Raw genomic sequence first — 13,361 nt, 5'->3', positions numbered from 1 at the left:
CCGCGTTCCCGCCAGCCCGCCGCGAGCACATCGCTGCCGTACCTGTCGTCCATGCCTTCCAGCGTATGCGCCTCCGCGGACAGCGAACGGGCAGCACCCAGCGGATGCTGTCGCGTGTCGGCCGCTGTGCATAGACTCGTCGCATGGGGGCACGGCTGCCGGTCGGAGGGAACAGTATGCGTCAACGGTGGCTGGTCTGGGTCGCGGTCCTGCTCGGCGCGGTCCTGGGCGGGTTCTCGCTGAGCGCCGCCTCCGCGACAGACCCGGGACCGCTCACCGGCACGGGCAACGTGACAGATATCAGCGGCGTGCTCTCCTCACAGGAACTGTCCGCGGCCGACGCCCGATTGTCGAAGCTCCGCACAGATACGGGCGTCGATCTCTTTGTCATCTTCGTCCCCGAGTTCACCGGTGCCACCGACGAAAGGGACTGGGTCGCCCGTACCGCCTCGGGCAACGGCTTCAACGACCACCAGTACCTGATCGGCGTGTCCACCGAAGGCCGCCTGTTGGCGATCGCAGGCCCCGATCAGGGCGGCCCGATCTCGGTCTCCGACCGCACGCAGATCACCGACGCAATGCTCCCCGCTCTACGCGGCAACGACTGGGTCGGGTCGATCGACGCGGCGGCGGCCCAGGTGCAGGAGATGGTCGTCGACGCGCCGGCGCGCGCGGCCATGGGCTGGACCGTGTTCGGCATCATCGTCCTGATCGCCGTGGTCATCGTCGTCGTCGTGCTGCTGATCCGGCGGGCGCGCAAGCGCGCAGCCGAACAGGCGAAGCGCCGCGCCCAGTTGGCGGAGATCGGCCAGCAGGCGAACATCGCGCTGGTGCGCACCGACGATCTCGTCCGCTCCAGCGAGCAGGAGATGGAGTACGCGCGCGCCCAGTTCGGCGATGACGTGATCGGCGAGTTCGTCACGGCGCTGCAGACCTCGCGCACCAATCTGAACGAGGCCTTCTCCCTGCAGCAAAAGCTCGACGACGAGGTCCCCGACACCGACGAGCAGAAGCTGGAGTGGTCGCAGCGCATCCTCGAACTGTGCTCTGAGTCGACGAAGGTGCTCGAGGAGCGCAAGGCCGACTTCGACGAACTGCGCAAGCTGGAGCAGAACGCCCCCGCCGCGCTGGACAACGTGCGGAAGCTTCGCGCCGCCGCCGGCGCCGAGGTCGATCGCGCCGATCAGATCCTCGCGGCGCTCAAGGCCGCCTACGCGTCTGCGGCGATCTCGCCCGTCACCGACAACCCGATGCAGGCGCGATCCCGTCTTGCGTTCACCGACGCGCAGGTGCAGGCGGCCGACGGCTTCATCGCTGCCGGCAAGACCGGTGATGCCGCGGTCGCAGTGCGCGCCGCCGAAGGCGCCGTGCAGCAGGCGACGCAATTGGAGGACGCCCTCGAGCAGCTGCAGAAGGCCCTGAAGGATGCCGATGATCGAGCCGCGGCGCTCATCACAGAGCTGAACAGCGACCTGCAGACCGCGCGGACTCTGCCCGACACCCAGGGGGCTGTCGCGCAGGCCGTCGCGGCTACGGAGCAGGGCATCCGCCAGGCGCAGAGCCAACTGGGCGCGTCGGGACGCAATCCCGTCGACGCCCTGCGCGTGCTCGAGGCGGCCAACGCATCGATCGACGGCGTCATCGCGCATGTCCGTGATGAGCAGGCCCGCATCCAGCGCGCCGTCGCCATGCTCGGTGCAGCGATGCAGCGCGCCCAGGTGCAGATCTCCTCGGCCGAGAGCTTCATCCTCAACCGCCGCGGCTCGATCTCCTCGACCGCGCGCACCCGGTTGTCCGAGGCTCAGGGAAGCTTCAACCAGGCGCAGAGCCTCTCTCAGGTCGATCCCGTCCAGGCTCTTGCACTCGCACAGCGAGCCGACACGCTCGCCGCCGAGGCTCTGCGCCTCGCGCAGAACGACTACGGCGGGTGGAACGGCGGAGGAGGCGGCGGGAACGACGACCTCGGCGCCTTCATCGGCGGCATCCTGATCGGCTCCGCCGGCAATCACCACGGCGGAGGAGGCTGGGGCGGAGGCGGCGGCATCTTCGGAGGCGGCGGAGGCGGCGGCTGGGGAGGCGGAAGCAGCGGGAGCAGCGGCGGCTTCTTCGGCGGAGGAGGCGGCGGAGGAGGCGGTTTCTCCGTCGGCGGCTTCGGTGGAGGCGGAGGCGGCTTCTCCGGCAGCAGCGGGGGCCATTTCTGACGGCGCCCGCCCCTGATCCCCGCACATCAGTTCGCGCACTAACCTGACCAGACACGTACACGGCAAGACAACCATCCGAGAAGAAAAAGGAACCCACACAATGGCCAAGGAATCCATCTTCGGACGCATCTCCACGCTCGTCCGTGCCAACATCAACGCTCTCCTCGACCAGGCCGAGGACCCGCAGAAGATGATCGACCAGCTCGTCCGCGACTACACGAACAACATCGCCGACGCCGAGTCCGCGATCGCGGAGACCATCGGCAACCTGCGTCTTCTCGAGCGCGACCACGAGGAGGACGTGCAGGCGGCGACGGACTGGGGCAACAAGGCCCTCGCCGCCTCCCGCAAGGCCGACGAGCTGCGCGGCACCGGCCACACCGCCGACGCCGACAAGTTCGACAACCTCGCGAAGATCGCGCTGCAGCGCCAGATCAGCTCCGAGCGCGAGGCGAAGGCGGCCGAGCCGCAGATCGCGTCGCAGACCGAGATCGTCGACAAGCTGAAGGACGGCTTGAACGGCATGAAGAACAAGCTCGGCGAGCTCAAGACCAAGCGCAGCGAGCTGCTCGCCCGCGCCAAGGTCGCCGAGGCGCAGACCAAGGTTCAGGACGCCATCGGCTCGATCAACGTGCTCGACCCGACCAGCGAGCTCGGCCGCTTCGAGGACAAGATCCGCCGCCAGGAGGCTCTCGCCCAGGGCAAGGCCGAGATCGCGGCCTCGTCGCTGGACGCACAGTTCGAGAGCCTCGAGGACCTCGGTGAGCTCACCGAGGTCGAGGCGCGCCTCGCCGAGCTCAAGTCGGGCAAGCCGCAGGCCGCCATCGAAGCCGAGTGATCGGACTCGGACACGCAGATTGACCGAGCGGGCGGATGCCGCATCCCGGCATCCGCCCGCTCCTTCTCCTCCCAGGAGAGACCATGACCCGTTTCCTCATCGTCCCGCAGTGGCAGGGCTCGCCCGCCTCGCGGGCCATGCTTCTCGTCGACGGCGCCACCGCGATCGCCGGCGACCTGCCCCGCAAGGACACCACCGTCCTGGATGTGCCGCTCGAGGCGGGTGAATCGCTCGGCACCGGCGTGCGCCGGCTCAGCTCACTCTTGCGCGTGCGGGAGCTGATCGCGGAGCACATGACGGATGCCGATGATCAGATCGTGCTCGTCGGCGGCGACTGCAGCGTGAGCGTGTTCGCGCTCTCCGCGATCGACACCTCGGACCTCGCCGTGCTCTGGTGCGACGCGCATCCCGATCTGAACGATCCCTCCACCTCCCCGTCCGGCGCGTTCTCCGGCATGTCCCTCGGAGCCGTGCTCGGCGACGGGGAGCCGCAACTCGCGCTGAACCCCGGCATCCCCGCCGAGCGCGTCGTCCTGCTCGGCGCCCGCAGCGTCGACGACGGCGAGAAGTCGCGGCTGGATGCGCTGCGCACGCTCTCGCCCGACGACGCGCAGGATCCGGATGCCGTGGCCGAGGCGCTGCGCGCGACCGGGGCATCCCGGGTCTGGGTGCACATCGACGTCGACGTCATCGATCCCGCCGAGTTCGAGGGCGTCTCGGACGCGGAGCCGTTCGGCGTCAGTACCGCCGCCCTTGCCGCGGCCGTCAAGCGCGTCCGTCAGGATCTCCCGCTCGCGGGTGCGACGATCGCCGGATTCGCGCCCCGCAGCCCTGCGGATGCCGTGCAGGACATGGGCGCGATCCTGCGCCTGATCGGGTCCGTGGCGTGACGCGGCGCACAGGCGCGAGAGGGGCTGCAGCGTGAACGCCGACTGGCGCGCCGACGCCGAGCGTGCGCTCGAGCGCGGGCGGCGCTCCGATCTGCGCATCCCCTCGTTCCTGCTGCGCTCCCCCATCAGCCGGATCGGCTACTGGTGGGGCACCTCCGTCGGCTGGGTCTGGGGCTCGCTCTGGAGCACCGGGCCGATCGAGCGCCGCGCCGGCCTCTGGGTGTTCCGCGGCCTGCCGGACTGGGCTTACGGTCGCGGCGGGGTGTGCGTGGGCGGCTGCTACCTGACCGGTGATGTCGACCCCTCGGATGCCGTGCTGCGTCATGAGAGCGTGCACAAGCAGCAGTGGCTGCGCTACGGCTTCCTCATGCCCGTGCTGTACCTCTTCGCCGGCCGGAATGCGCTGCGCAACCGCTTCGAGATCGAGGCCGGGCTGGAGGACGGCGGCTATGTGCCGCGGTCCCGCCCTTCGACCGGATCAGAGACCCAGGAGCGTCAGAAGACCGGCAGTCCGTAGCGCGCGGGGGCGTGGATGGCCGTCGGCTCGACGCCGCACGCTCCGGTGAGGTGCTCGACGATGTCTGCCGTGCTGAGGTAGCCGCCCAGCAGCGTGACCTCGGTGCGCATCGCGCCCTCGGAGTCGTCGCACAGCATCTCGTCGGCCCACGCCATCGCGGCTCGGCTGAGCGTCTCGCCGATCGCCCGACGGACGCCGCCCCTGCGGGTGCGAGGCAGCCAGGTGACGGTCATGCGCGGCGGTGCCGAGACGACGCTGACATCGTCCTGGTCGGCGACCTCGATGAACACGCGGCCCACGGCGCACAGAGGCAGCGTCGCGAGCAGAACCTCCAGCTCGGCGAGGGAGTTCTCGTCGGCGGTGATCAGGTGCTGCGCCTGCGGACGACGGGATGCCCGGCGTGCGGCGCGTGCGCTCGCGGTCGTCTCGGCAGTGCTCATGATGTCTTCATCGTAGCACCGAGGAAGGGTTGCCTAACCTATGCGGCTCTCAGCCTTGGGATGCTGAGCCTGTCGAAGCGCACGCTCACTCGATCAGCGCGTCCGCGAGGCCATCCAGCTCGGCCTGCGTGAGACCCGCCTCGCGGAGGTAGGCGGCGACCGAGCCGTAGCGACGATCGAGATCGCCGAGCAGCGCGGCCATGACCGGGGCGGGCGACTCCGTGGCGAGCTGGATCGCGTTGCGCGCATCGGGCATGTGCGCGCGGAAGTACTCCGCGATGGCGCGATTGCGCTCAGCAGGCAGCTGCGATGCCGTCAGCGCGTAGTCCGCGACCACGGCATCCCGATCCGCCCCGATCGCACTCAGCGCCAGCGCGACGATGACCCCGGTGCGGTCCTTGCCCACCGTGCAGTGCACGAGTGCGGGCTCCCCTTCGGAGATGATCCGCACGGCATCCGCCAAGCGCGATGAGCAGTCGTCGACCAGATGGCCGTACATGCCGGCCAGGTCCATGTCCTGCTCGAAGAACGATCCGACCGAGCCGAGGAAGAGCGGTACGCGAGTCGTCGGGACGTCACGAAGCGCGGAGGGCTCCGAGCGCACCTCGGTGTCGTCCCGCAGATCGACCACCCGCCGGATGCGGTCGCGCAGCAACGCCTGCCCTTCCGGCGTGACCCGCGCGAGGTGGCCGGACCGCAGCAGCGCACCCGACCGCACGCGCCCCGAACCGACGGGAATGCCGCCGATGTCGCGCAGGTTGTTCACGCCGGGAATGCGAATGACCGTCACGATTCCAGCCTAGGCGAGGGAGCACGACACTGTCGGACACCCGCCAGGACAGAACGACAAGTGAAATGCACGATGAGTTCACTATGTGACGAATGATTACCCGATATTACTTGTCATGATGATCCCGCATTTCCTGTGAACCACATCCCGATAGCAGAATATGGCCGTGGCACAAGACACCAGCGAGTTCCGGTACCTGCCCACGCAGGCGGCGATGCTCGGCACCACCGTACCCTCCGCCGAGCGGATCGCGCTGACGCTGCCGGACGGCCGCACGCTCAGCGCACTCCGCTTCGGCGCGGGCGAACCGGAGGTCACTCTCCTGCACGGCGCCGGCCTGAACGCGCACACCTGGGACACCGTCCAGCTGCTGCTGGGCCGCCCCGCCCTCGCGATCGATCTCGCCGGTCACGGCGACTCCTCCTGGCGCGAGGACCTGGACTACTCCCCCGTCTCCCTCGCCGCCGATGTCGCCATCGCGATGGCCGAGTGGACGCGCGACCCGCAGGTGCTGATCGGCCACTCGCTCGGCGGACTCACGGCATCCGTCGTGGCCGCGCGGAATCCGCAGCTCGTCCGCGAGCTCATCCTCGTCGACATCGTTCCCGGGATGGACACCGACGCCGCGCCCGCCGTTCTCCGCGACTTCTACCAGGTGACCGAGTTCGCGGATCGCGACGATGCCGTCGACCGGGCGCAGGCGTTCGGCTTCGGCGGCTCCCGCGAGGACACCGAGCGCGGTGTCTTCTTCAACACGCGCGTGCGCGCGGACGGTCGCGTGGAGTGGAAGCATCACTTCGCGCACATCATCGGGCACGCCTTCGACGCGCTGAACGCCGCGAACGCGAAGGCCGCCGAGACGGACCCGTGGGCGGACCTCGAAGCGGTCGGCGCACCGGTCACCCTCGTCCGAGGCGCGCGCGGCTTCCTCGCCGACACCGACGCCGCCGCGTTCGAGCGGCGTCTCCCGAACGCCACCGCGATCACCGTCGACGCCGGCCACAACGTGCAGGAGACCGACCCGGCCTTCCTCGCCTCCCTCGCATCCGACGCCCTGACCCGACCTTCCCGCTGACCAGCCCCCGTGGCTGCGCACGCAGCGCCTCACAGCACCCCTCCGAGAGGAAACACCGTGTCTCCCTTCCGCAGCACCCGACGATCGGCCCGTCTCGCGGCCATCGGCATCCTCGCCGCCGGCGCTCTGATCCTCACCGCCTGCGGCGGATCGTCCGAGCCGCAGACCACCTCGACGGGAAAGGCCGATCCCAAGGCCGGTCTCACGGTCGGGCTGGTGCTCGAGCCCACCAACCTCGACATCCGCCACACCAGCGGCGCAGCACTCGAGCAGATCCTCGTCGACAACATCTACGAGGGCCTCGTCACGCGCACGCAGGACAACAAGATCGAGGATCGCCTGGCGAAGTCCCACGAGATCTCGCCCGACGGCCTCACCTACACGTTCACGCTCAACGAGGGCATCGCCTTCCACGACGGCACTGCCCTCACCTCGGCCGACGTCGTCTCCTCGTACGAGACCGTGAAGTCGGATGCCACGGTGCAGGGCAACGCCGAGTTCGCCGGCGTCACCGCGATCACCGCGCCCGACCCGACGACGGTGCAGATCACGCTGGCGAAGCCGGATCAGAACTTCCTCTTCAACCTCACGGGACCGGCCGGCCTCGTCTTCAAGACCGGAGACACCACCGATCTGAAGACCGCCGAGAACGGCACGGGCCCCTTCACACTGCAGCGCTGGGCCAAGGGCAGCTCGATCACGTTCTCGCGCAACGACGACTACTGGGGCAAGAAGGCCGGGCTCGCCGAGGTCACGTTCCAGTACATCCCGGACTTCACAGCCGGCGTGAACGCGGCTCTTGACGGCAGCGTCGACGTGCTCACCGCGGTCGACCCGAACCTGGTCTCGCAGCTGAAGGACAGCGGCGACTTCACGATCACGACGGGGCGCACCACCGACAAGGCCACGCTCGCCTTCAACAACGCGAAGGCTCCGCTGAACGACAAGCGCGTGCGCGAGGCGCTGCGCCTGGCGGTCGACCACGAGGCTCTCGTCGAGGCCGTCGGCGCCGGCCAGCCCCTGTACGGTCCGATCCCGGAGCTCGACCCGGGCTACGAGGACCTGTCCAAGCTGGTCCCCTACGACCCCGACAAGGCCAAGGCGCTCCTCAAGGAGGCCGGCGTCGAGAAGCTCGACCTCTCGCTGACGATCCCGTCGTTCTACGGCACGACCGTCGCTCAGGTGCTGGTCTCCGACTACGCGAAGATCGGCGTCTCGCTCGAGGTCGACCGCGTCGAGTTCGCCACCTGGCTCGAGGACGTCTACAAGAACCACGACTACGAGCTGAGCTTCGTGCTGCACGTCGAGCCGCGCGACTTCAGCAACTGGGCGAACCCCGAGTACTACTTCGGCTACGACAACAAGCAGGTTCAGGACCTGTACGCGCAGTCGCAGGCCGAGCTTGACCCGGAGAAGTCGGCCGACCTGCTCGCGCAGGCAGCGCGGATCGTCTCCGAGGACGACGCCGCCGACTGGCTGTACAACGGCGCCACCCTGACCGCCCTGACCGCGGGCGTCAAGGGCTTCCCGAAGGACTCGATCAACTCGCGCATCGACCTCGCGGGCGTCACCAAGACCGCCGGCTGACATGCTCCGCTACGCGCTCACACGAGGGGTCCTGCTCATCGCAGGACTCCTCGTGTCGAGCGTGATCATCTTCTTCACCCTGCGCGTATTCCCCGGCGACGTCGCGCAGCTGATCGCGGGCACGCAGGCGAGCCCCGAGCAGGTCGAGGCGATCCGCCAGTCGCTCGGCCTCGACAAGCCGCTGCTCGCGCAGTACACCGACTGGATCGGCGGCATCCTGCACGGCGACCTCGGCACCTCTCAGCTCAGCGGCGCCTCGGTGGGCGCCGAGCTCGCCGAGAAGGCGCGGGTGACCTGGCCGCTGGCACTCATGTCCATGACCATCGCGATGCTGATCGCAGCGCCCTTCGGCGTGCTCTCCGCGATGCTGCGGGGTCGCGCCGGCGGCACCGCGCTGAGCGTCGCCGCACAGGCGGTCGCCGCGATCCCGGTCATCTGGGCGGGCATGATGCTGGTCGTCGTCTTCGCGCACTGGCTGGGATGGCTGCCTGCCCAGGGCTTCCCCCGCACCGGCTGGTCGACCCCGGCCAAGGCTTTCGAATCGCTGCTGCTGCCGGCCATGACCATCGGGATCGTCGAGGGCGCCATGCTGATGCGCTTCGTGCGCAGCGCGACCCTTCAGGCCGCGGGGCAGGATTTCGTGCGCACCGCGGCTGCGAAGGGCCTCACCCGTCGCCAGGCGCTGATCCGGCACGGCATCCCCGCCGTGGGGCTGTCCATCGTGACCGTGCTGGGCGTGCAGGTCGCGGGCATCATCGTCGGATCGGTCGTCGTGGAGCAGCTGTTCACGCTGCCCGGCATCGGGCGGATGCTGGTCGCGGACGTCGGCACGCGCGATCTCGTGAAGGTGCAGAGCGAGCTGCTGGTGCTGACCGGCTTCGTGCTGGTGATCGGCTTCCTGGTCGACCTCGTCCACCACGCCATCGACCCCCGACAGCGCGAGGAGGCCGGATGATGCCCCGCTGGCTGCGTTCCCTGCTCTCGTCGCGCACCGGGCTGTTCGGCGTGATCGTCGTGCTGCTGATCGCCGTGACGGCGCTGGTCTCGCTGTTCTGGACTCCGTTCGACCCGATGCTCTCCGACATCCGGGGCCGATGGGCTGCGCCGGGCTGGCCGCATCTGCTGGGCACAGACGGCACGGGGCGGGACATCCTCAGCCTCGTGATGGCCGGTGCCCGCACGACGCTGTTCGTCGCCGTGGGGTCGGGCATCGTCGCCACCCTCGTCGGTGTCGCCCTCGCGGCCCTCGGCGCTCTCACCGCTCGCTGGGTCCGCGAGACCGTCGCAGTTCTCGTGGACATCCTCATCGCCTTCCCCGTGCTGATGATCGCGATGATGATCTCCGCCGTCTGGGGCGGTTCGCTGTGGGTCGTCGTGTTCTCCGTGGGCATCGGGTTCGGGGTGAGCATCGCCCGCGTCACCCGGCCCGAGCTGCGCCGCGTGCAGCAGAGCGACTTCGTCGTCGCCGGCCGCGCGAGCGGTCTCACCACAGGGCAGAACCTCGTCCGCCACTTGCTGCCGAACGTGGCACCGGTGTTCATCGTGCAGCTGTCCTGGTCGATGGCGGTCGCCGTGCTCGCGGAGGCCGGGCTGTCGTACCTGGGCTTCGGGGCGACTCTCACCGAGGCGTCCTGGGGAACGCTGCTGGCGGATCTGCAGCGGTACATCGGCGTGCATCCGCTCACCGTGGTCTGGCCCGGCCTTGCCATCACGATCACGGTGCTGGGCCTGAACCTGCTCGGCGACGCCCTGCGCGAGGCCACCGACCCGACGCTGAGCCGCCGCGGCGCAGAGGTCCATGTCCCGGCGGTGGTCGCATGAGCCTCGAGGTGAACGACCTCGTCATCGAGATCGACCGCCGTCGCGTGGTCGACGGCGTCTCGTTCTCGGTCGCCGACGGCCAGCGCTTCGGCCTGATCGGCGAGTCGGGATCCGGCAAGTCCCTGACCGCGCTCGCCCTGCTGGGTCTGCTCCCGGATGCGGCGACGGCGAGCGGCAGCATCCGCTGGAACGGCACCGAGCTGATCGGAATGCCCGACCGCGAGCTCGCGAGGCTGCGCGGCGATGAGATCGGCATGGTGTTCCAGGAGCCGCGCACCGCCCTGAACCCGATCCGCACCGTCGGCCGGCAGATCGCGGAATCGGTGCGCATCCACGAGCGCATCGGACGCCGCGAGGCCCGCGAGCGGGCCGTCGCCGAAGCCGCTCGCGTCCGGCTCCCGGAACCGGATGCCATCGTCGACCGCTACCCCCATCAGCTCTCCGGCGGCCAGCGTCAGCGCGTCGCGATCGCGATGGCGCTCGCCTGCCGGCCGAAGCTGCTGATCACGGACGAGCCCACCACCGCCCTCGACGTCACGATCCAGGCCGAGGTCCTGAAGCTGCTGCTGTCGCTGGCCGAGGAGCACGGCATGTCGCTGGTCTTCATCACGCACGATCTCGCCGTGCTGTCGCAGGTGGCGACGCACGCGGTGGTGCTCGAGCACGGCCGCGTCGTCGAGCAGGGGCCGGTCCCGACGCTGCTGACCGCGCCGTCGTCCCCGATCACGCAGGCGCTGCTGCGCGACGCGACCGCGACGCTGTGGCGCCCTGACGCCGGGGATGACGCGAAGGGAGGCGTCGCATGAGCCTCATCGAGGCGGAGGGCCTCAGCCGCACGTTCGCCCTTCCGAAGCGCACCCTGTTCGAGTCGCGACGCACCAGCACGGCCCTGCATCCCACCGATCTGACGATCGACGAAGGCGAGTCGGTCGGCATCATCGGCGAGTCGGGCTCGGGGAAGTCGACCCTCGTGCGACTGCTGCTGGGACTCGATCGTCCGACGACCGGCCGGGTGGCGGTGGACGGCAGGGAGGTGGATGCCACGGCATCCGCCCGCTCCCTGCACTGGCTGCGCCGGCAGACCGGGCTGGTCTTCCAGGATCCGTACGCATCGCTGGATCCGCGGATGACGGCGGGCCGGATCATCGCCGAGCCGCTCTGGGCCCTCGACATCCCCGGCGACCACCGTGCGCGGGTGCGCGAGGTGCTCGCGCAGGTGGGTCTGGAGGCAGGCATGGCCGACCGGCATCCGCATGAGTTCTCGGGCGGGCAGCGCCAGCGCATCGCCCTGGCGCGCGCCATCGCGCATCGCCCTCGCGTCCTCGTCGGCGACGAGCCCCTGTCGGCGCTCGACGTGACCGTCCGCGCGCAGGTGCTCGAGCTGATCACGGAGCTGCAGCGCGAAGAGGGCCTCACGGTCATCATGGTCTCGCACGACATCGGCGTGGTGCAGAACCTCGCCGACACGGTCATGGTCATGAAGGACGGACGGATCGTGGAGCGTGGGCCGACGGATGCAGTGCTGCAGCGCCCGACCGAGGACTACACCAAGCGGCTGCTCGCTGCGATCCCGGTCATCCCGCGTCCCTGACCGCGAATCCCGCGTCGCGATCAGAACGCGGAGATCCGGGCACGGAGGTCGGAGAGACCGACCGCGACATCGACGAGGTCGAGTTCGGCGAGAGCGTCCGCCAGCAGAAGAGCTTCGCCGGACAGCTCCCGCCGGATCCGTCGTCCCTCTCGCGTGCGCCGCCACGTCCGGGAGGAGGCGAGTCCTGCCTGCAGCGCGTCGAGATCGACGAGCAGCTCCCACATCTCGGGATTCACGATCATCCAGCTCGACGCGATCCCCGGGAGTCGATGGTCGGCCAGCAGGCCGTCAGCCGCATGCTGCGCGCCGCGGCGAGCGCGCCGCCGTCGCAGCGGTGAGAGCCGCGCGAGCAGGCGGTCGACCGGAGCGAACAGCAGCACCTCCTCGCCGTCGACGACGACGGCGAGACGACGGCGTCCGCTCCGGCGCGTGGGCCGACTCCTGCCATCCAGATGCGGGATCGCGATCCTCACCAGAGTCGCGAGGTGCTCGCGCACCTCATCCGCATTCAGGTCGACATCGATGATGTCACTGGTGAAATGACCGTCGACGACGAGGGAGAACCAGGTGGCGCCCGTCGAGTGCACCACCGCCCACCTTCCGGGGTCGCTCGTGCTGAGGAGGCTCAGGAACGCCGAGTCGCTGCGCAGAGTGACGCACGAACGGATGCTCCCGTCGACCGGCTTCAGGGCGATGAGGGCCGCGCGGACATCACGCAGCGGATCGGCGACCACGGAACCTGTGATCAGAGCGTCTTCTGCAGCAGGAACACGCCCTGCGGCTCACCGAACTTCAGGCCCACCTCGGTGAGCCGCCCCGCGTCGGTGAAGCCCGCCTTGCGGTGCAGGGCGATGGAGGCGTCGGCTCCGCGGTCGGCGATCACGGCGATCACCTGGCGCAGGCCCGCTGCGCGGCAGGCGTCCAGGAACTCGGCGAGCAGCGCCCACCCGATCCCCCGGCCGCCGGCCGTCGGGGCGAGGTAGATCGAGTTCTCGATCGTGAACCGGTACGCCGACTTCGGCGACCACTGCTGGCCGAGCGCGTACCCGAGGAGCTCACCGTCCTCCGTCTCGGCCACCAGGAACGGGATGCCCGCGTCCGCGATCTTCGCGGCCTTGTCCGCCCAGGTCTGCTCCGTGGACTCGACCTCGTCGTAGGTGACCGTCGAGGTGCGCACATAGTGGTTGTAGATGTCGCGGATCGCCGGCAGATCGGCATCCGCCACCGGCCGGATGCGCAGCGCGCTCATGCCTCTCCCTCCACACGCCAGTCGACGGGCTGCGCGCCCATCGACTCCAGCATCGCATTGGCCCGGGAGAACGGCTTCGACCCGAAGAAGCCCCGGCTCGCCGACAGCGGCGAGGGGTGGGCGGACTCGATGATCGGGGTGTCCCCCAGCAGGGGCTTGAGGCCCCGGGCATCCGCTCCCCAGAGGATCGCGACCAGCGGCTTCCGGCGCGCGACCAGCGTGCGGATCGCGAGCTCGGTGACCTTCTCCCAGCCCCAGCCGCGGTGCGAGGCCGGGGTGCCGGGCCGCACGGTCAGCACCCTGTTCAGCAGCAGCACGCCCTGGTCGCTCCAGGCGGTCAGGTCGCCGTGTGGAGCCGGGGG

Annotated in this window: 15 protein-coding genes; 10 read left to right on the top strand and 5 right to left on the bottom strand. The window is 69.7% G+C overall.

The window, feature by feature from the left end:
* Positions 1-176 precede the first annotated feature (176 nt).
* From BGN97_RS12710 to BGN97_RS12695, 4 genes are all read left to right on the top strand, one after another.
* Positions 177-2,201: a TPM domain-containing protein gene (locus BGN97_RS12710; RefSeq protein WP_292702087.1), complete on the top strand. Its 2,025-nt coding sequence runs from the start codon at positions 177-179 to the stop codon at positions 2,199-2,201.
* A 100-nt stretch (positions 2,202-2,301) separates the two neighbouring features.
* A complete protein-coding gene (locus BGN97_RS12705) occupies positions 2,302-3,039 on the top strand; it encodes a PspA/IM30 family protein (protein WP_285633394.1) in 738 nt (245 codons plus the stop codon).
* Positions 3,040-3,122: 83 nt separating this feature from the next.
* The gene (locus tag BGN97_RS12700) at positions 3,123-3,929 is read left to right on the top strand and encodes an arginase family protein (protein ID WP_292702084.1); all 807 of its coding nucleotides are present in this window, start codon (positions 3,123-3,125) and stop codon (positions 3,927-3,929) included.
* Between the two features lie 31 nt (positions 3,930-3,960).
* Positions 3,961-4,446, top strand: coding sequence for a Fe-S oxidoreductase (locus tag BGN97_RS12695; protein ID WP_292702081.1), 486 nt, complete (start codon positions 3,961-3,963; stop codon positions 4,444-4,446).
* On the opposite strand, the gene BGN97_RS12690 is transcribed toward BGN97_RS12695, so the two are convergent.
* Together BGN97_RS12690 and BGN97_RS12685 are read right to left on the bottom strand one after the other, a co-directional pair.
* Complete coding sequence (locus BGN97_RS12690) at positions 4,425-4,886, bottom strand: SIP domain-containing protein (protein WP_292702078.1); 462 nt, start codon at positions 4,884-4,886, stop codon at positions 4,425-4,427. The two genes, BGN97_RS12695 and BGN97_RS12690, sit on opposite strands and share 22 nt — an antisense overlap.
* 85 nt (positions 4,887-4,971) lie before the next feature.
* Positions 4,972-5,676 (bottom strand): tyrosine-protein phosphatase, encoded by a 705-nt coding sequence (locus tag BGN97_RS12685; RefSeq protein ID WP_292702076.1) that lies wholly within the window; start codon positions 5,674-5,676, stop codon positions 4,972-4,974.
* Positions 5,677-5,836: 160 nt separating this feature from the next.
* On the opposite strand from BGN97_RS12685, the gene BGN97_RS12680 reads away from it, so the two are divergent.
* Genes BGN97_RS12680 through BGN97_RS12655 form a run of 6 tightly spaced genes read left to right on the top strand, consistent with a single transcriptional unit; the run spans position 5,837 to position 11,750 of the window.
* Complete coding sequence (locus BGN97_RS12680; RefSeq protein ID WP_292702074.1) at positions 5,837-6,751, top strand: alpha/beta hydrolase; 915 nt, start codon at positions 5,837-5,839, stop codon at positions 6,749-6,751.
* Between the two features lie 57 nt (positions 6,752-6,808).
* Positions 6,809-8,338 (top strand): ABC transporter substrate-binding protein, encoded by a 1,530-nt coding sequence (locus BGN97_RS12675; RefSeq protein ID WP_292702071.1) that lies wholly within the window; start codon positions 6,809-6,811, stop codon positions 8,336-8,338.
* A gap of 1 nt (position 8,339) precedes the next feature.
* Positions 8,340-9,293 carry an ABC transporter permease gene (locus tag BGN97_RS12670; RefSeq protein WP_292702068.1) on the top strand — a complete coding sequence of 318 codons (954 nt, stop codon included), beginning with the start codon at positions 8,340-8,342 and terminating at the stop codon, positions 9,291-9,293.
* The gene (locus BGN97_RS12665; protein ID WP_292702206.1) at positions 9,293-10,159 is read left to right on the top strand and encodes an ABC transporter permease; all 867 of its coding nucleotides are present in this window, start codon (positions 9,293-9,295) and stop codon (positions 10,157-10,159) included. The genes BGN97_RS12670 and BGN97_RS12665 overlap by 1 nt, the downstream gene beginning before the upstream one ends.
* Positions 10,156-10,965, top strand: a complete 810-nt coding sequence (locus BGN97_RS12660; protein ID WP_292702065.1) for an ABC transporter ATP-binding protein — start codon at positions 10,156-10,158, stop codon at positions 10,963-10,965. The genes BGN97_RS12665 and BGN97_RS12660 overlap by 4 nt, the downstream gene beginning before the upstream one ends.
* Entirely contained in the window at positions 10,962-11,750 is a 789-nt protein-coding gene (locus BGN97_RS12655) for an ATP-binding cassette domain-containing protein (RefSeq protein ID WP_292702063.1), read from the top strand. The genes BGN97_RS12660 and BGN97_RS12655 overlap by 4 nt, the downstream gene beginning before the upstream one ends.
* A gap of 20 nt (positions 11,751-11,770) precedes the next feature.
* On the opposite strand, the gene BGN97_RS12650 is transcribed toward BGN97_RS12655, so the two are convergent.
* The 3 genes from BGN97_RS12650 to BGN97_RS12640 all read right to left on the bottom strand — a co-directional run.
* Entirely contained in the window at positions 11,771-12,484 is a 714-nt protein-coding gene (locus BGN97_RS12650; RefSeq protein ID WP_292702060.1) for a hypothetical protein, read from the bottom strand.
* An 11-nt stretch (positions 12,485-12,495) separates the two neighbouring features.
* Positions 12,496-12,999 (bottom strand): GNAT family N-acetyltransferase, encoded by a 504-nt coding sequence (locus BGN97_RS12645; protein WP_292702058.1) that lies wholly within the window; start codon positions 12,997-12,999, stop codon positions 12,496-12,498.
* The coding region (locus BGN97_RS12640; protein ID WP_292702056.1) for a uracil-DNA glycosylase at positions 12,996-13,361 on the bottom strand (366 nt) is incomplete at its 5' end. The genes BGN97_RS12640 and BGN97_RS12645, both read right to left, overlap by 4 nt.

The sequence above is a fragment of the Microbacterium sp. 69-10 genome (assembly GCF_001897945.1).
Taxonomy (GTDB): domain Bacteria; phylum Actinomycetota; class Actinomycetes; order Actinomycetales; family Microbacteriaceae; genus Microbacterium.
The sequence above is the reverse complement of the archived record's forward strand: the minus strand, read 5'-3'. Positions and strand labels throughout refer to the sequence as shown.